The following is a 19797-nucleotide window of genomic DNA, read 5'->3' as shown; positions in this document are numbered from 1 at the left end:
TTTTACATGGCAATTCCAGTATATCTGTGGCTGAAAGACGATGGTGGTGCTGACATCAAGGGGTCTGTTGATGTGCAAAGCCGTGAAGGTAGCATTGAGATTGTGGCACAGGACCATAACCTCTACATCCCAACGGATAACAATACCGGCAAGCTGACCGGTACTCGTATTCACACGCCGTTTATTTTCACTAAAGAAATCGATGCATCTACCCCTTATCTGTACAAGGCGGTGACCACCGGTCAAACGCTGAAAACCGCCGAGTTCAAATGGTACCGCATTGATGACGCTGGCCAGGAAGTTGAGTATTTCAACACCAAATTGGAAAACGTCAAAGTGGTTAAAGTCGCGCCGAAAATGCACGACATCAAAGATCCGGCGAAAGAGAAACACAACCACCTGGAACTGGTGGAACTGCGCTATGAAAAAGTCACCTGGACCTTTAAAGACGGCAATATCATTCATTCCGATTCTTGGAACGAACGTACTACCGCGTAATAACAGCAGCAGGCGGTTCGCCGTCTGCTTTTTGGTGTTTTTAGCTGAGCATCGGTTTATCGGTATTGCGCTAAACACACTGACAATTTATCAGATGACCTTATGGGCCTCGGTTCCTTATTTAGGATATGGCTATGGGCGGTAGCGTACCCGATGCCTACTGACTTATCCGGTTTCGCACAGGTTTTGCACACAAGGAAGATAATTTATGACAACGCATTCAGCGCACCTATTACGCCGATTAAATCCTTACTGTGCGCAGGCATTGGCAGGGGCCGCTACTTTATGTCAGACCCGCGCCCATGCCGAGATAACCATCGAGCACTGGTTATTGAAATTGCTGGAACAAGGTGAAGGTGACATCACCGTTATTGCTCGTCGTTATGAGTGGGACATGGACAGCCTGTGGCAGGGGTTATTGGCCCATCTGGAGACATTACCGCGCACGGTGCAGGGCAAGCCTCAGCTCTCAGCCGCGTTACAGCAATTGATCAAAAGTGCTTGGTTGGATGCCTCGTTGCAGGAAAACGCAGATGCAGTGCGCTCCAGCCATCTCCTGGCGGCGCTGATAAATGCTCCGTCATTATTGGTTGCTGATGCGGCTTGGCCATTGCTTAGTTTGAGTATGACGCAACTTATTCGCTTGTTACCGCTGCTGGATAACCAATCTGATGAGCGCCCTGAAGTTCAACAAACTGCGGCACTGGCAGACGCGCCGGTTAATCTGACAGATGAAGCCCCGACCACCACCTCTGCCAGTGGTCAGCCGCAACTCAATGACGCCCTGCAAGCAGCGCTGGATAAATTCACTCTGGACGTCACCGCCAAAGCGAAAACCGGGCAGATTGACCCGATTTTTGGTCGTGATACCGAGATCCGCCAGATGGTCGACATCCTGTCGCGTCGCCGTAAAAATAACCCGATCCTGGTCGGTGAGCCGGGCGTCGGTAAAACCGCGCTGGTGGAAGGGCTGGCGCTGCGTATTGCTGAAGGTAACGTGCCGGACAGCCTGAAAACTGTCAGCCTGCGCACACTGGATTTGGGCCTGTTGCAAGCCGGTGCGGGTGTCAAAGGTGAGTTTGAACAGCGCTTAAAAAATGTTATCGAAGCGGTGCAACAATCGCCAACGCCGGTGCTGTTGTTTATCGACGAAGCCCACACCATTATTGGTGCCGGTAATCAGGCCGGTGGTGCAGATGCCGCTAACCTGTTGAAGCCTGCACTGGCCCGTGGCGAACTGCGTACCATCGCCGCCACTACCTGGTCGGAATACAAACAGTATTTTGAACGTGATGCTGCATTGGAGCGCCGCTTCCAGATGGTCAAGGTAGATGAGCCGGACGACGCCAAAGCTAGCCTGATGCTGCGCGGCTTAAAAGGCCGTTATGCCGAGCATCACGGCGTGCACATTCTAGATTCTGCTATCACCGCTGCGGTCACCTTGTCGCGACGTTTCCTGACCGGCCGTCAACTGCCGGACAAAGCGGTTGATCTGCTCGACACTGCCGGTGCCCGAGTGCGCATGAGCATTGATACGTTGCCCGCTGCGCTGATGGAGATTAACACCGAACTGGCCGCGCTGGGGATGGAGCAGCAGGCCATTGAGCAGGACGTGCTCTTATCGCCGAACGTCGGTTCAATACGCTTACATGAGATTGACCAACGCCGCGCAGAACTGCTGGCTGGGCAGCAAACGCTTGAACAGCAATATGCAGCAGAGAAACGCCTCACTGCCCTGATTATCGACGCGCGTCAAGATATCTCTAATGTGGCGGATCTGGCCACGTTGCAGGAAGAGTTAAGTCAGATTCAGGGCAATGCGCCGCTGCTGTCGCTGGATGTTGATGTCCGCACGGTGGCGACAGTTATCGCCGACTGGACCGGCGTGCCGCTGAGTAGCCTGCTGAAAGATGAACAGACCGATTTATTGCAGCTAGAAAGTCACCTCGCGACGCGTGTGGTTGGTCAGGATGTGGCGCTGGTTGAGATGGCGCAACGCCTGCGCGCCGCCAAAACCGGCCTGACGTCCGAAAATGGCCCGCTGGGGGTGTTCCTGCTGGTTGGCCCCAGTGGGGTGGGCAAAACCGAGACTGCGCTGGCACTGGCCGACACACTGTTTGGCGGCGAGAAGTCGTTGGTCACCATCAACATGTCCGAATATCAGGAAGCGCACACCGTCTCCCAACTCAAAGGCTCTCCACCGGGCTATGTCGGTTACGGTCAGGGCGGTATTCTGACCGAGGCGGTGCGCAAACGCCCGTACAGCGTGGTGCTGCTCGACGAAGTGGAGAAAGCACATCCCGATGTTATTAACCTGTTCTATCAGGTGTTTGACCGTGGCTTTATGCGCGACGGCGAAGGACGCGAAATTGATTTCCGCAACACCGTGATCCTGATGACCGCCAATTTAGGCAGTGACCATCTGATGCAGTTGCTGGATGAACGGCCAGAAGCCACGCATCGCGATTTGCACGAACTGCTGCGCCCGATCCTGCGCGATCACTTCCAACCTGCGCTGCTCGCCCGCTTCCAGACCCTTATCTACCGACCACTGGACGCCACCGCGTTGCGCACCATCGTCGAAATGAAACTGGCACAGGTCGCTAAACGTCTGAACAAACATTACGGCCTGCACTGCACGATTGAAGAAAGCCTGTATGACACGCTGGTCGCTGCCTGCCTGTTGCCGGATACCGGCGCGCGCAACATCGACAGTCTGCTTAATCAACAGATTTTACCGGTGCTGAGCCAGCAACTGTTAAGCCGCCTGTCCGAGCAACAGCTCACCACGTCACTGATATTGGGCTGGGATGAAGAAGACGGAATCACACTGGAGTTTGGTGGCGGGGGAGCGCAAGGTGAGTAATTCTATATTGAGTGATGTCGCCAGTCAGCTAAGGCAAGCTCAGGGGCAGTCCCGTTACCATGTGGGCGTACATGACTGCCCGCACTTCTTGGATGTGCTAAGTTTTCATGCCGAAGAGTCTTTCAGCCGCCCATGGCAATATAGCGTCTCACTCACTTGCAGTGAATCTGATATTGCCTGTGCCACATTGCTGCTTAAGCCGGGCTCTTTTACTTTCCAAGCCCCGGTATTTCATGGTGGCCCCGGGCTGCCAGTGCGCACTGTCTATGGTGTGGTGCAATCTTTTCGCCGCCTCTCGACTTCAGCAGATGAAACTCGGTATTCACTGACGCTAGTACCACGAATTGCGCTGTTGAAGCACACGAAAAACAATGAGATTTACCTTAACCAATCCGTGCCTGAAGTCGTGGAGCAGGTTCTGCGTAAGCATGGTTTTGAAGGCTCAGACTTTGAGTTCCGTCTGTCACGGGAATACCCCGCGCGCGAACTCATTACTCAGTGGCGTGAAAGTGACTTGGAATTTGTGCAGCGCCTACTGGCCGAAGTTGGTATTTACTGGCGTTTTGAAATGGACAATCGCGTTGAACAGGACGTGGTGATCTTTCAAGACTCTCAGGAACAATACCAGTTTGGCGTCCGCCTCCCGCTACGAAACCCGGCAGGTATGAGCGACAGTGGGCAGGAAAGTCTGTGGGATATCCAAACCACCTATAACGTAGTGAGCGACAGTGTCGCGACGCGTGACTATAACTACCGTCAGGCACTTATCCCGCAGGACAGTGCTGAAAGTATCAGTCGTTCTGACGGTGTCACAACGGGTGAAGTCTATCATTACGCGGAACCGTTCTTAGCAGAAGGTGACTCGGAAAGCACTGAGACGGGGGCGTTTTATGCCCGACTGCGCCATGAACGCATTCTTAACCGCCAATTGACGGTTCGTGGCCGCTCAACCAGCCCACTGTTATCCCCCGGCCAGGTATTGGAAACGGATGGCGCACTACCGGATGGTTTAAAAGACGGCATTGTCGTGACGACGGTGCGCAGCCATGGTTCACGTAAAAGCAGCTTCCGGCTGGAGTTTGAGGGCATTCCCTACAGTGAAACGGTTTGCTATCGCCCCGCACTACTTAACCGCCCGATCATTTCTGGCTCACTTCCTGCCAGAGTAGAAAGCACCGAGAAAGGCGGTACCTATGCTTGGCTCGACAGTCAGGGCCGTTACCGCGTGAAGCTAGATTTCGATCGCAATAGTACCGAGCAGGGGTATGCCTATTTATGGCTGCGCATGGCAAAGCCATATGCGGGTGATACCTATGGTTGGCATGCCCCACTATTGGATGGTACAGAAGTTTCCGTGATGTTTGACAGCGGAGATTTAGATCGCCCTTATATCGCGTATTCGCAGCACGATTCTGAGTATCCAGACCACGTCACTAGCAACAATCACACCCGCAATATTTGGCGCACACCGGCTAATAATAAATTGCGGATGGAGGATCTGCGCCAGCAAGAGCATATCAAACTCGCAACCGAGTTCGGTAAGAGCCAGTTGAACATGGGGCACTTAGTCAATAGCCAGCGTGAACAGCGCGGAACCGGTTTTGAACTGCGAACGGATGAATATGGTGCGGTTCGTGCAGCCAAAGGTCTTTTCCTGACCGCTGATGACCAGTTGAAAGCTCAAGGCGAAGTACTGGAAATGGCGCCGGCCGTTAACCTGATTAACCAAGCTAATAGCGAAATGCAGGCGCTAAACTCGGCTGCCGAACAGGCAGGTGCACTTGTTGCAGATATTCAGACTCAGCTCAATTTGGTAAAAGATCGCTTGTCAGGCTTGCAGTCAGCCGTGATGTTGGCGAGTGCGCCGCTGGGGATTGCTATCACTTCTGGTGAACATCTACAACTGACTAGCACGCGCAATACCATGATAAATGCAGGGCAGCACCTCGATATTGGCGCAATGAAAAACCTCTCTGTTTCCGTCGAAAAGGCGCTGGGACTGTTTGTTCATAAAGAGGGGGCGAAGCTGGTGGCCAATCAGGGCGATGTGGAGATTCAGGCACAACACAACACCATGGCACTCTTCGCCAAGCAGCAGCTTACGATTACCAGCAGTGAGGATGAAATCATCATCACAACCCCGAAAACGCTGACATTGAACGGCGGTGGCTCGTATCTTAAATTAAGCCAGAGCGGAATAGAGCACGGTTCGGCAGGGGATTATATTGTGAAGGCTCCGCGCTACCAGGTACCGATGAGTGGCGCGTCATTGAATACAGAAGTGCCAGTCTTTGACAAAACATCTCTCGAGCTTCTTCCCCCTGAAACAGATGGCAACATGTCACGCTAAGGAACATTTTGTGAGAATTAGACATCAGATAGACATTTTTCTTTCCGTTATGTTGTTATCACTTTCAGTCAGTTTTGCACATGCAGCTAAGACAACATGCTTACCTCCAGAAGATACCGTTACGAGTTTTTATCGTTGGTATTTGAATGAGATAAGTGCAGATAATTATCCTCTTACTTCGAAAAAACATGAAGATAAAGAGAATATGGCCAAATGGGTATCTCCTTCATTACTAAAAAATCTTCAATATGAAATATCGAATAATGAATTGGATGCAGAATATTTTACAGATGCTCAAGATATTTTTGATGAGTGGGTTGAGCACATAAATTCGCATAAAGTGACGCAAACGAATCGTGAAGCTCGTGTAGAGCTTACACTTGGCGTGAATGACAGCAAAAGGAAGTATGAAGTCATAGTAGATAACAATGCAACTTGCTGGAAAATCAATCGAGTACAGTCTGTACAATAACTTAAGGAGGAGTTATGTGGGACGTATCTAAAGCTGTTCAGTATCTTAATGATAATGCTGAACCTTCATCTGAAGGTTACTGTGCTCGCTATGTTAAAAGGGCTATCAGTGCTGGAGGCGATATCAGCACATGGCCTTCAATTGTCTCGGCAAAAAACTATGGCAGTGCTCTCATCGAAAGGGGATTTCGGATCGTTGATGTAAACAGCGGTCATATTGCCGGAGATGTTGTTGTTATTCAGGGGATAAGAAAATCAGACTTTCCAGTAGGCGAAATTAGGAAAGACCATCCTCACGGGCATATGGCTATGTTTAACGGCCAGCAATGGGTTTCTGATTTTAAGCAGAACAATGGATATTATCCCGGCGGTGACTACCGAAAAGCAAAACCTGCATATGTATTCTATCGACATAAAGATGTTGTTGATGACCAACCTACGGAAAACAAAACATCGGCAAACAGTTCGATGAGAATATGTTTCCCAGCCCGTAAACAAGATGGAAGCCAGTACAATACTTTGGACGAAATGATGGGGCTGATAGGGCGTGAGCCCCACGGTTCATGGTTGGCGGGAGTTAACTGCTTATGGCATGGAGGGATCCACGTGAGTCAGACCTCAGCCCCTAGCTCAGTGCTGACGGCAGAAAATGTAGAAACAGCAGTTCCTTTACAGTGTATGGTGCAAGGAGAGATTGTGGCATGGCGTCTGAACAGGGATTATCGGACTGCCGATTACAACGGTAAAGAACTGCATTACTCCAGTACATTTGTATTGGTGAAATCCATCTGTAAGCCTGATATAGAAAAAGAGAATAGTTGGCTGGAGTTCTACTCGCTATATATGGGGCTTGCGCCCTTGTCTGCCTTCCCAAAGGGGAAATGCTTTAAAGCGAAAACAGCGGTTGCACAGCGTAAAGCGGATAAATTTGAGGGTATCACCTCATCCGAAGGGGTCCCTACTGTCCCAGTAAAACTCGGACAAATTAAGAAAGATCAGCGGGTCATTGTGTTGCAGGAAAAGCAGTTCCGTAATGGAGATAAGACTCAACCCTTTGGTCTTGCAAAAAAGCTGAATCGCGATGGTAACGTTGAAGGAGATGCATTCTGGGTTACGGTGATGCCTGAATACATGGAGCCAGATGGCGATCAGTATCTACAGATGCCCGTATGGATGCAAAAAGCAGTAGCTCATGGAAAGTTTGATGAGGTAGTGAAACCGCCGACAACGCTGGGAATAGAAGCGGGCGATGCCATTGGTTTCTTGGGTGAAGATATCGCACCTGTTAGCAGAGGTAACGTAAACTCATGTCATTATGCCCATATTGAGGTCATCAGTATTGACCCTCGAATGTCAAATTTCTTGAATAACCCAGCAGAGGTGACCAGTGGGAAAAAATATATTCAGGTATTGTCGGGTAAGTCCCTTTATCAGAAAGCAGGAAAAGGAAAGGACAGCACATTTAAATCAATGTCGTGCATTGTTTTAAAAGATGGTGGGATAATCCTCCCGCGCGATAAGTGTAATCCGCTGGAAGATAAAGACGGTAAGACATGGTTTGAAATCAGCCCACTTAGCTGGATTGCACAGGCAGATGTAAAAGAGCTGCATCAGTATGACCTGAAGGAACTGGGATTCACTACTTTGGAAGAAGACCCCTCACCCGATGTATCGAAGTCTATGAACGAGAGTTGGGTAAAAGGAGCATTTGACTGGTTTTCTAAGCAACTAGGCCAGGATCGGGGCATACAACAAAAACAGGTATCAACCTTTTATAATAATCTGGTCAAAAAAATCGATGCGGACGGTGACGGTGAAATTACAGGTAAAGAACTGTATAACGCAGTACATCACCCGGAAATGGGCGTCAGGGATATAGCCGCCCGCCTGATAGTGAAGCACGACAGTGAATGGTTCGGTGGTAGTAGCCACCACCGCTGGAGCGTGTTTTTTCAGAATTATGACCCACTACGTACTGCTTATGCGAAACAATGGTTGGACGATATGGAATGGATGAGCAAGATTGATGCATTCAATAGTGGATCTCCGGTATGGCATTTTCATCCGGTTATGTTTTTAAACGCTATATGTGAATCAAAGAAAAACGGTTGGGCTCACAGCAAATTCGCCGACTTCCTTGGTCAGGTTGAATCTAAAAATGATTACACGGCATATAATGTACATATAACTTATGCCGCACATTACAAAACAAGCCTTACAGGCATGACCATTAAGGAAGTTATGGACTCTCAAGCTGATGCGACATCTAATGGTCTGTTTGCTACAGGACGATTTCAAATTGTACCGAATACATTAAAAGAAGCAGTAACAAGACTAAACTTGGACGTTAATGCACTCTATGATGAAGTTATGCAAGATAAAATATTTGAAGATTATCTTATTAAGTTAAAACGTCCTGCTATTATAAATTATCTGGAAGGAAGTGGTAGTGTTGAAGATGCAATCTATGATTGGTCAAAAGAGTTTGCTTCAGCCGGAGTACGTAAAGGAAAGGAAATAAGCCCTTCGAAAACAGAGTATGAAAAAAACCCAGATGGTTCATTTAAAAAAGACAAAAAAGGGCACAATATACGTAAAAAGAGATTCGCTCAGGTTGAGGGGGTTTCATACTATTCTGGAGATGGGATAAATAAAGCTCATATAAAGCCTGCTGACATGGTTCGAGTACTCGAGGATTCAAAAAATGAAAGCAAGTAAGTTATTTTTATTTCTGATTGCATTTTCTCCATTGTCAGTTTTTTCGGAAGAAATAAATGTTCCCGAATTTAAGGATAATAAAGTTGAAATTAATAAGGGTCTTTTTTCTAAAAGGATAACGCTGACGCAAACACAACAAAACTACTCAAGTAAGTGGAAGGACATAATGCAGAAAGAGCTTACTGAAAAAGTAAATTTCGCTGGACACTATCGTCTATATATTAGTAAGGGGGGAGTATTAACAAAGGAATGTGGAGTCAATGGCTGGGTTTGTGGATGGATTATCGATAAAAGAAACGGAGAGGTCATATCGGAGCTACCTTTATTTAATGAGAATACTAACTATTATTCTACCATAGACAATGGAACACCTTCTCCAGATCCATTTTTTATCGAGTTTTATCCTGATAGTAACTTGATTTGGATTAATGGTGAGAATATTCCAAAATCAAAAGTGGGAAATATTTCTTATAGCGATAAAAAATGTTCGAATAACGCATATGTTTTTAAAGAAAATCATTTTAATAAAATATTTTCAGGTGAGTGTAAAATGGAAAGTGATGATTAATATGACTGATTTTAATTGGTGGTTGTTCAATATCTAAATAAATATAAGTACTTTAGTGGTTTTAACTACGACAATGTGAAGTGATTAATTTATGCAATCTATTATAAATAATATGAGTTTCTATATTTGGCAGGGATGTAGTTAAAATTGAGTTGTGTCATAGGTTACGTTACCTAGAAATTAAATAAATATAAGACGGCTACTATCCATTGAAAACTTAATTATGACAGTAAATTGATTCATTGGTAGATGCGTTCTTGGAATATATTACTCTATAAGTTAGAACACTCAATGTTACTTATAAAAATAATTATTTAAAAATGTCCGTTAGGTATAATTTATTTTTCATGAGGCTCTATATAAATTAATAAAAGTCAGTAATTAATGACTTTTCTATTAGTAACCTTGGGAGGAAGTATGCAAGGAATTATCCGTATCGGCGATAAAACCACTCATGGCGGTGCCGTTCAGTCTGGTTCCGATGTCATGATTTTTGGCGGTCTCGGTGTTGCTCGTAAAGGCGATAAAGTCTCCTGCCCGATTCAAGGCCATGGGCCGACGACGATTGTAGAAGGTAATCCAAACTATCTGGACAACGGTATTCCCGTCGCATTCCACGGCCATAAATGTGCTTGTGGCTGTACACTTATTACGTCACTACCGGATGCGCTGGTCGGTTAATTATGCCTGTCAATCTTGATGCAATCCCGGATAAAGCACAGGATATTACCCGACCTGCCACCGTTCGCTGGATAATCTCCGGCGTCATGATTTTTCTCATCGGTGCTGGGATGACACTTTGGTTCTGGCCTGGTGACAGGACCGGTTTCAAATTCTGGTTTACTGCAACTTGTTTGCCCGTCCTTATCTGGGGAAGCATTTTTTCATTACGCCGGATAGCATACAAACTTGAACGTGTTGGGATGGCTTCATGGAATAAAGAGCGAGACCAGCTCATTGCATCCGAAATAACTCGAGGGCAGCGTTCTGCTTGGCTTGTTGGTGAATATCTAATTAATGCGCTGGAAACCGATGGGATGAAAACGCATCTAGCCGCCCTCAAAAGGTCTCCCATTCTTGAACCTGTCCTCGCAAGGGATAACATGAGTGTCATACGGCATTCAGCCTTACCCGATAGCGGAAAACCTGCTGAAATTCTGGATGGTTATGTGGCCGATATTTGTGGCCATGCCGCGAATATGTTGACACGCCTTCCGACTGATATGCCGTGTTATATCGCATTTGACGCCGGTGATAGTGTTGCGGATATCACGGATACGTTGATTTCAGGTATTCAATATCCGTTGCGCCGGATCCATAACCTCTCGGGCTTTCGCATCCTGGATTACTGGCTTGACAGGCATCATGATATTCCTAGCGCATTGCTGGTTATCAGTGCACAACTTTATGATATTCCTCCACAAGACAGTGGTGAGTCTATCACCATCATGTTAGTGAGCAACCACCGACTTCCAGAACAGTCTTCATCCTCTGTTCGGATCCATCGCCCACAAATCAGCAAAGACGCCGATCTCCCCGACGCTCTGAACAACGCAATGCTCTGGGGAAAACTGCCTAAAACTGCACCGCTCAGGGGCTGGATCACTGGAGGGAAGATAGCCAGTGACGAGACCTGGAGTCAGGCCTGTGCAAGCTATGCCCCTGAGCTCACGGCTCAGCGTAATGTCAATATTGATACTGTTGCTGGCTATGCTGGCACGGCGGCCCCCTGGCAAGCAGTGATCCTTGCGGCCCGCCAGTGCCATGCCGACGAAGAGCCGCAAATAGTCGCAGTAAAATCAACACCTTCTTGTCATCAGTTATGTGCTGTGACGCCAGCAATATCATCAGGGATTGTGTAAATCAGTCATGAAACTCTCATCCGTTATTGGCTCTGTTGCTCTATTTTTAATGTGTATTATCCTGATTGTCGCTGGGATTTTCTGGTACTGGCCGGAGGCAACTGCCCGGGCGACGGGATTCGGGCCTTACGATGCCACGGGGATCGCCCTGTATTGTGCATTGCTGGTGATCGTTGTTGGGGTCATTTCTTGGGCGGTGGAACGTATGTTCGAACGCACAGGAAAAGCCGGTCTGCGTGTACGTTGGCATAAAAACCAGCAGGCAGACAAAGCAGATAACGGGTCTGGATCTCACATCGATGAAGACGGGGCACAGTTTGCCCCAGAGTCACTCACTGAACACCTTCACCTGCGCTATGGGCGTTTCTGGAAAAATAAAGTCCGTATCCTGTTAATACAGGGAGATAGCGCTGATGTTGAGAAAGCGGTTCCAGGGTTAACGCGTGATAGGTGGCAGGAGGGTGATGGCATTGTTATGGTTCACGCGGGTGATGCCCAGTTGCTGGCGGATAGTGGGTTCCTGGCCTCATTGAAACAGGTGAGACCACGCCGCCCGCTAGACGGCATTGTGCAAGTGCTCAATACTGACTCGCTCCCGTCGGCAATCGAACGTGATGCCTTTTTACGCAACCGCCAGAGAAGCGATAAAGTGCTGGGCTGGCAGGCTCCAGTGTGGTTGTGGTTGATAGATAAAGAAGACGGTTCACAGCAAGAAAGAGAACGGGCATCAATAGGCACTTTGTTCGGATTACGCACCTCGCCAGAAGAGGCACTTTCTTCTCTTGATGAGCTGGTTCCCCGTTTACGTCATGCCGGTATGGCGCAGATATTGAACGATTCCCGTCATGACTGGTTGCTGCGACTGTCTTCCCGTCTACAAGGTGAGCTAAAAGCCCGACTGACAGCCTTATTAAACGGACTGATGCAGGGGACTGCTGCTTATCGCCTTCGTGGCCTCATGATTAGCCCAGAACTTGTCGGCGCAGATATCACACCTCACGTTCGGCAGAACAGTCCAGCTTGGCAGGCCGTGATAGAAGACAGCCGAAATGTTACTGCGAAAAAATTGACTGTCGATGGGCTGAAGGTGCTGCGCCTCTTACTCTTGGCTCTGGTTGTTTTTTGGGCTGCGGGTACGTTGTTGTCGCTGAGTGTCAACCGGACACAAATACATCAGGCGCAAGAGACAGCCCGACTGGCCGGTGATATCAAACAGCCACTGCCAGAGCGTCTGCGTAACCAACTTGTACTGCAACAGGCCATTGCTCGTTTACAGAACCGTGAGGCAAAAGGCGCGCCTTGGTATACCCGTTTTGGGCTTAATCAAGATAGCGATACTTTGGCCGCTCTCTGGCCACTGTATGCCCGTAATAACAATGAACTGATGCGCGATGCCACTGCTGAACATCTTCATCAGCAACTGAATGCCTTTGTGCAGTTGCCTCCTGCGAGCGAGGCCAGAGTGCAGAGCACACAGCGCGCCTATGACCTGCTTAAAAGCTACCTGATGCTGTCTCATCCTGATAAAGCTGACGCGGTTTGGTGGTCGAAAAACATGATGCAGTCCTGGCCGAAGCGAGCAGGCGTGCCAGATGGAGCTTGGCAATCACAGGCCCCGAAACTGCTGGGTTTTTATGCCCAAAATCTGCCGATACATCCGGAATGGAAAATAAAACCTGATACCGAACTTATCAGTACAGTGCGCCAAATTTTGCTCAAACAGATAGGGCAACGCAATGCAGATGCGGGTTTGTATCAAGATATGCTCAAGCGTATTGCCAGCAACTGGCCAGACTTAACACTGGCTGATATGACCGGTGATACGGATGCGGCAACATTGTTCAGTACCGATGAAGTTGTTCCGGGCATGTTTACCCGCCAGGCTTGGGAAGAGCAAGTCCAACAGGCGATTGAGGATGTGGTGAAAAACCGGCGCAATGAGATAGATTGGGTACTGACGGACAAAACACATCAACCGGAGAGTGAAATGTCGCCGGAAGCCCTAAAAGCGCGGCTCACGGACCGCTATTTTACTGACTTTGGTAATGCTTGGCTGAATATGGTTAACAGCATTCAATGGCATGCGGCAAGCTCACTCTCTGAGGCCATTGCACAGCTCAACCTGCTGGCGGATGTACGTCAATCGCCGTTAGTTGCTTTAATGAATACGCTTGCCTGGCAAGGGAAAACTGGCCAGAAAGGTGAGGCATTGGCGGATTCAATTGTAGATTCAGCCAAGAAACTGATCGGGCGGGAAAAGAACGCTAAGCAATTTATACAACAAGCCCAAGGGCCTCGTGGGCCGCTGGACAGCGTATTTGCTCCATTGTTAGGGGTTATTGAAGGCAAAGACGGCACGGGTAACAATGGTAATTTGAGTTTTCAGTCATGGCTGGCTCGCGTCACCCAGGTTCGCCTAAAACTTCAACAAGTTACCAGCGCACCAGACCCGCAGGCAATGTCACAAATGTTGGCCCAGACGGTCTTTCAGGGCAAAGCTATCGATCTGACAGATACTCGCGACTATGGCAGTTTGATGGCCGCCAGTCTTGGCCAGGAATGGGGCGGTTTTGGTCAGGCGCTATTTGTGCAGCCACTGGATCTGGCCTGGCGACAAGTGCTGGCTCCAGCGGCTGGGAGCCTGAATGCCCGTTGGCAGAATGCTATTGTTGATCAGTGGAATAAAGCTTTTGCTGGTCGCTATCCATTTAAAGCGATGGGCAGTGATGCTTCGTTGCCTTTGCTGGCACAGTTTCTGCGCAGCGATTCAGGGCGCATTACCGCATTCCTGAAAGCCAACCTCGGGGGAATTTTGCATCAAGAAGGCAATCGCTGGGTGGTAGACCCTGCAGCCAGCCAAGGGATGACAGTCAATCCTGCTTTCCTTAATGCGATTAACCAGTTAGCGGATATTTCAGACATTGTCTTCGCCCAAGGGGATGCCAGTGTGCATTTCGAACTCATGGCGCGCCCATCTAAAGATATCGCTCGAATACAACTCACGGTTGATGAACAGAGTCTGGATTACTTTAACCAGATGGAGAGTTGGCAGAGTTTCACTTGGCCGGGGAATACCTACTATCCCGGTGTTCAGCTTAGCTGGCGCGGCGTGAATACAGGCATGCGACTGCATGCTGATAACCAAGGTAACTGGGGCTTGATTCGTTTACTTGATAAGGCCCAAGTGACCCCACTGGACAGCGGTCGAACTCAATTGGTTTGGACGACTCAAGACGGAAATCCCATCAAGTTCATCCTCCGTAGTGAGCTCGGTGATGGGCCGCTGGCGCTCCTCAAACTTCAAGGGTTCCGTCTGCCCGAGTCAATTTTCAATATTGAACCGGGGGCCGAGAGCATTGAACCGTTTATTGCAGATGCAGAATAACCGCGGTGACGAGTCTGTGGGCGTGATGAAAAAACTAAACTCGCGGGGAAAAGCATGAGTTCACCGGAAGTATTATTAGCCGTATGCGCAGCAGATAAGGCTGAACAGCAGAAACTCCTCTCCTTGGCCGAACACGCCGCCTCTCTATGGAGTAACTGGTTGATGCCAATCAGCCCTGAGGCAGATACCGGTGAGGATCCCGCTTATCAAGACGATTTCCAGTCGATGAGAGAGGAAATCAATAAGCTTTCAGGGGCCAGTCCAGAGTTATTGTGCCAGCTAGCAGAGAAAATCCTTTGCCAGACCGCCAAAGATATCCGTGTTGTAACTTGGTACATCCAAGCACGTCTGCATCGTGATGGAGAAAAAGGGCTGGCAGAGGGCTTAACGTTGCTGTCGGCGATGATAACGCGCTTTGGTGCATCCTGTTATCCGCTACGCCCTGTTGCGCGTAAGAGCGCACTGGAGTGGCTTAATAGTGCCAAAGTGCTCGACAGCCTTGCGCTTTGGCCTGAAGTGACGCGTGCGGATGCTGAGTTGACGGCTGGTGCACTCTATCATTTGCATGTTGCGGTCAGTCATTGGCCGGAGAATGAACAACCTTCTTTGGCTGGATTGTGCACTGCACTTGAAAATCGTTTGGCGCGTTCCGGTGGGCTGGGAGCGCTTGTGCCGCAAAACAGCAGCATTCAAGAGCCAGCATCCACTGTAGTTACCCGCCATTCTCCTCAGTTGTCTAGCGTCCAGTCAGGTCGTGACTTGCTGGATCAGACAAAATTACTTTCCCGCTGGCTCGGGGAGCAGCCGCATGGCTGGCTGGCTTCACACCGTCTGATGAAAACAGTGCGCTGGGATACGGTCGACCAAATTCCCGCCTTGGATGCCAGCGGTCGTACTCGACTTCAACCACCAAAACCGGAGTACCGCGCACAGCTCAAACGCCTATATCGTCAGCAGAGTTGGGCAGAATTAGTTGAGCAGGCTAGCCAGATGTACTGCGAAGGTGTGAACCATTTTTGGCTCGATGTGCAGTGGTATCTCTGGCAGGGGTTAAATCGTGCCGGCCAGCCTTGGGAGGTGTGGTCTGAATATATTTTGCTCGATCTACGGTTGTTCCTGAAACGTCTCCCTGCATTAGAAACTTTAGCTTGGAACGATGGCACACCATTTGCCGATGAGGTCACCCTGAGCTGGATTAACGAGAAAGTGAGCGAAGATAAACTGACCTTCCATGATGCGCCGGTCAGTGTTGCCAATAGCCAAGCTGATGATGTGCTTACGCTAGAAACCGAAGCCATGGAAAAAGGGGATAGCGAAGGCCCAGAAGCCGCAATAACTTGGCTACAGACGCGCCCAGGGATGGACGCCCCTCGCCATCGTTGGCTAATACGGCTGCTGATGGCAAGGGTGGCAGAACAATATGGACGTAACGATATGGCGCTGCATTTACTCGGCGAACTCGCTGTGACAGGGCCGCACTTGACACTCAGCGACTGGGAACCGGCGTTGCTGTTTGAAGTGCAGGCCCGCCGCTTGAAGTTACTGCGCATGAAAGCGGGTCGTAGCGAGTCTGATAAAGCTCGACTGACACCAGAAATGGAGACATTGATGGCCGGTCTTATTGCCATCGATCCGGCTCGAGCGATGGTGCTTTGTGGCTGACTTTATTTTTTCTTTGATGATTTTTAGGAACCTCTGGCATGGATGATTTAACGCTGCGCTACTATGAAGCCGAAATGCGCTATCTGCGTGAAGCCGGTAAAGAATTTACCCGCGCCCATCCAGACCGAGCAGCCATGCTTAACTTGGATAAACCGGGTGGTCGAGACCCCTATGTAGAGCGCCTATTTGAAGGGTTCGCTTTCCTAATGGGTCGTATGCGTGAAAAACTTGATGACGACCTACCCGAGCTCACGGAAGGGCTTGTCAGCCTGCTGTGGCCGCATTATATGCGCACCATTCCGTCCTTGGCGATTGTGGAGTTCTCCCCCGATTGGCGCAATCTACGCCAAGCTGAGTCACTGTCGGAGGGCTTCTCTGTTTTGTCGCGTCCTGTAGGGCAACATAAAACCCATTGCCAATACCGTACCACTCGCGATGTCACACTTCAACCGCTACACCTTGCCGATGCGCAGTTACAGACAGAAACCGATGGACGTTCTGCCATACGTCTACGTTTTGAATGTACGGAAAAGACGGACTGGGCGAAAGCTGGGCTAGATAAAGTTGCCATTTATCTCCACGCGGAAAGCCCTGTTAGCTCTGCACTGCATCTGGCATTAACCCGCCATGTTCATACTATGTATGCCCGTCACGCGGGAACACGAACTGAGCGCCGAATGTTTGATGGTTGGTGCAAACCCATGGGTTTTGACGACAAAGACAGGCTGTGGCCTAAAGCCGAGTCTGCTTTTAGCGGTTATCAGTTATTGCTGGAATATTTCAGCTTTCGGCCGAAGTTTATGTTTGTGGAACTGAATGGATTAGAAACCATTGGCCTGACACCAGATAACAACTGGTTCGAAATTGACATTGTACTCAGTGAAGCTTGGTCGCCTGACTTGCCGTTTGAGACTGAAAACTTTCGCTTGCATTGTGCTCCGGTGATCAACCTCTTCACCCTAGAAGCCGACCCGCTGACACTCAATCCCTTAGATAACGAATACCTATTGCGGCCGCTGCGTCTTCAGGATGGGCATACCGAAATATATAGCGTAGACAATATCCATGGCGCGGTTAAAAACGGGAAACATGCGTACGTGCCCTTTACCAGTTTTCGTCATCGAGGTGGCATGATGCGTCATGATGCGCCGGAACGTTACTATCACACCCGAGTCAAGCGGGGCGCATCAGGCTTGTATGACACTTGGCTTATCCTCGGCGGGCGTTCTTTTGATATGGAGCAATTGGCAGAAAAATCAGAATCCCTCTCCATGCGTATTACTGGCACTAACGGCCAACTCCCCCGTAAAGCACTGGAAAGTACCCTGCTGGATCGGGTGGTAAAAACGGGCAAAGTGCCGGTTCGCGTACTTAATCTATCAGCACCGAGTTTACCGCTGTACCCTCCAGCGAATGATCGCTTTCACTGGCGGGTGATGAGCCATCTCGGTTCCAACTTCCTCAGCATGATGGATAACCCAGAGGTACTCCGAGGAACTTTGGCGCTCTATGATTGGACGGATGATGAGATGAATCGCCGTCGCCTGGAGGCGATTGTCGCGGTAAAACACACGCTTATTCGCCGTTTTGAACGGGGATTTATGCTCAGAGGCGTGGATATCGAAGTTACCCTCAATCTGGATAATTTTGCCGGCATTGGCGATGTGAATTTATTTGGTGAGATGCTGCATCGCTTCTTCGCACTCTATGCCGATATACATCTTTTCAACCAGTTAACACTGGTGCTGCAACCCACAGGGAAACGACTGAGATGGTGCGAGAACCACAGTCAGCACGTACCGGGCTGACACAAGCATTAAGTCAAGATATCTGGCGCGTTAACTTTTATCGATTTTGTCAGTTATTGGAGCAGGCTTCGCCGAATTCCCCTTTACTTGGGGGGACTAGCCACCCAGGAACCGATCCGGTGCGCTTTCGCCCATGGCCGGGCATGGGATTTCCTGTTAGCGAGTTAAAAGTTGTTGAGACCGACGAAGACAATCCAGATTTACCGCCCACCGTACGGACTACATTTCTTGGCATGTACGGCGTGGACTCCCCGTTACCTAGCACGTACTTGGATGATATAGCCTTACGCCGAGAAGGGCATGAAGCCCTAACGGCATTTCTGGATATATTTAACCACCGCATCACCACCCAATATTATCGTATTTGGCGAAAGTATGCCTACCCAGCGACATTTGAGGCGGGGGGCACAGATGCAACTTCCCAGTGTTTGTTGGGGTTAGTGGGGCTCGGTATTCCTGGCACGGCAGAACAAATTGCTACACCCGTTTCCCGTTTTTTAGCTCTGTTAGGCACCATGAGGTTGCCCACACGTAATGCCGAAGGGATCCGCGCGTTGGTCAATCTATTGGCACCGGATACTGAGGCCACGGTCATTCAGCATGATCCGGTTAAAATCCACGTTACCCCTTGTGGTTTGAGTCGCGAAAATAGAGTGTCGTTATCGCAGCGGGCGACATTAGGTAAAACAGCCAGAGAGGCGAATAGTCGTGTAAAGGTCACGCTGTTTACGTCTAATCCGACAGAAGCCCGTGGCTGGCTTCCCGGCGGATCGCTACATACCGATTTACTGGCGCTAATGCGAGTCTACTTGGGTTATCGCAGTGATGTGCGGTTGCGCCTTACCGTGCCTGTCAAACTACTGCCTGAGCCTCGGCTTGAAAAGAGCCGACGTATCCAATTGGGACGCACGGGCTTGCTCGGACTGAAGAATGGAAAACTCAACGATAACCGACAATTTATCACCGTCAGCTTGGGCTGCTATGAAGGGCTGACATGCTCGCCTTTGCCTCCGGCAGAAGATGGCCATTACCGCTTTGAATAACACCCCTCTTTTCATAACTCAATAAAAGGAATTTCTGAATGGCAACACTAGTCACTGGATGGCGGCTGCTTCTCCTTACCCTGAGTGTCCCGCTGGTGGGTTGTGGTTTGACTCAGACCGTCAAGGATGGCACCGTTAATTTGACGAAATCCATTTTTTATAAGCAGATAAAAACGCTGCATTTGGATTTTTCTCCCCGTGCAGCGATTAATGCTGACGGTGAGCAAACACCGTTATCGACGATGGTGCGAGTGTATCAACTCAAAGAACGCAAGAATGTGGATTCGGCTGACTATCAGACCTTGCTGCGTAATGCTGATACAGCACTTAAAGACGATATTCTGGCCTCGAGGTCTGTGCTGGTGATGCCACAAGGCAATGTCACACTGGACATGCCAATGGATGAAAACACACAATTTGTTGCCATCGTGGGGTTGTTTAATCGCCCAGATATGAAAGAAAACACTTGGCGTCTGGTTCTGAGCCGAGATGAACTTGACCCAGACAAACCACGCACCATTGAATTGGGCAGTAATGGGTTCACTCTGGTGCCGCTGAAGGGGTAA

13 protein-coding genes are annotated in these 19797 nt (G+C 49.3%); all 13 read left to right on the top strand.

The window, feature by feature from the left end; all coding sequences use genetic code 11:
- The first annotated feature begins 6 nt into the window (after positions 1 to 6).
- The 13 genes from D5F51_RS18465 (at position 7) to tssJ (ending at position 19797) form a co-directional block, all read left to right on the top strand.
- Positions 7 to 498 carry an Hcp family type VI secretion system effector gene (locus tag D5F51_RS18465; RefSeq protein ID WP_019211904.1) on the top strand — a complete coding sequence of 164 codons (492 nt, stop codon included), beginning with the start codon at positions 7 to 9 and terminating at the stop codon, positions 496 to 498.
- Between the two features lie 208 nt (positions 499 to 706).
- On the top strand, positions 707 to 3364 hold the full coding sequence (gene tssH / locus D5F51_RS18460) for a type VI secretion system ATPase TssH (protein ID WP_129198354.1): 2658 nt from the start codon (positions 707 to 709) through the stop codon (positions 3362 to 3364).
- Positions 3357 to 5714, top strand: a complete 2358-nt coding sequence (locus tag D5F51_RS18455) for a type VI secretion system Vgr family protein (protein WP_129198352.1) — start codon at positions 3357 to 3359, stop codon at positions 5712 to 5714. The genes tssH and D5F51_RS18455 overlap by 8 nt, the downstream gene beginning before the upstream one ends.
- A 10-nt stretch (positions 5715 to 5724) precedes the next feature.
- Positions 5725 to 6186, top strand: a complete 462-nt coding sequence (locus D5F51_RS18450; RefSeq protein WP_162301783.1) for a DUF3828 domain-containing protein — start codon at positions 5725 to 5727, stop codon at positions 6184 to 6186.
- Positions 6187 to 6200: 14 nt separating this feature from the next.
- Positions 6201 to 8903 carry a hypothetical protein gene (locus tag D5F51_RS22635; protein WP_206197187.1) on the top strand — a complete coding sequence of 901 codons (2703 nt, stop codon included), beginning with the start codon at positions 6201 to 6203 and terminating at the stop codon, positions 8901 to 8903.
- Positions 8890 to 9471 (top strand): hypothetical protein, encoded by a 582-nt coding sequence (locus D5F51_RS18440; RefSeq protein ID WP_129198348.1) that lies wholly within the window; start codon positions 8890 to 8892, stop codon positions 9469 to 9471. Before D5F51_RS22635 ends, D5F51_RS18440 begins: the two co-directional genes overlap by 14 nt.
- 417 nt (positions 9472 to 9888) lie before the next feature.
- Positions 9889 to 10152, top strand: a complete 264-nt coding sequence (locus tag D5F51_RS18435) for a PAAR domain-containing protein (RefSeq protein WP_129198346.1) — start codon at positions 9889 to 9891, stop codon at positions 10150 to 10152.
- Positions 10153 to 10154: 2 nt separating this feature from the next.
- A complete protein-coding gene (locus D5F51_RS18430; RefSeq protein WP_129198344.1) occupies positions 10155 to 11333 on the top strand; it encodes a hypothetical protein in 1179 nt (392 codons plus the stop codon).
- Positions 11334 to 11340: 7 nt separating this feature from the next.
- Positions 11341 to 14718, top strand: a complete 3378-nt coding sequence (locus tag D5F51_RS18425; protein ID WP_129198342.1) for an ImcF-related family protein — start codon at positions 11341 to 11343, stop codon at positions 14716 to 14718.
- A gap of 54 nt (positions 14719 to 14772) precedes the next feature.
- Complete coding sequence (gene tssA / locus D5F51_RS18420) at positions 14773 to 16380, top strand: type VI secretion system protein TssA (RefSeq protein WP_129198340.1); 1608 nt, start codon at positions 14773 to 14775, stop codon at positions 16378 to 16380.
- A gap of 38 nt (positions 16381 to 16418) precedes the next feature.
- Complete coding sequence (gene tssF / locus D5F51_RS18415) at positions 16419 to 18188, top strand: type VI secretion system baseplate subunit TssF (RefSeq protein ID WP_129198338.1); 1770 nt, start codon at positions 16419 to 16421, stop codon at positions 18186 to 18188.
- Complete coding sequence (tssG, locus tag D5F51_RS18410; RefSeq protein ID WP_129198336.1) at positions 18152 to 19231, top strand: type VI secretion system baseplate subunit TssG; 1080 nt, start codon at positions 18152 to 18154, stop codon at positions 19229 to 19231. Before tssF ends, tssG begins: the two co-directional genes overlap by 37 nt.
- Before the next feature lie 38 nt (positions 19232 to 19269).
- Positions 19270 to 19797 carry a type VI secretion system lipoprotein TssJ gene (gene tssJ, locus D5F51_RS18405; protein WP_129198335.1) on the top strand — a complete coding sequence of 176 codons (528 nt, stop codon included), beginning with the start codon at positions 19270 to 19272 and terminating at the stop codon, positions 19795 to 19797.

The sequence above is a fragment of the Yersinia hibernica genome (assembly GCF_004124235.1).
Classification (GTDB): domain Bacteria; phylum Pseudomonadota; class Gammaproteobacteria; order Enterobacterales; family Enterobacteriaceae; genus Yersinia; species Yersinia hibernica.
This window is presented reverse-complemented; position numbering and strand designations above follow the sequence as displayed.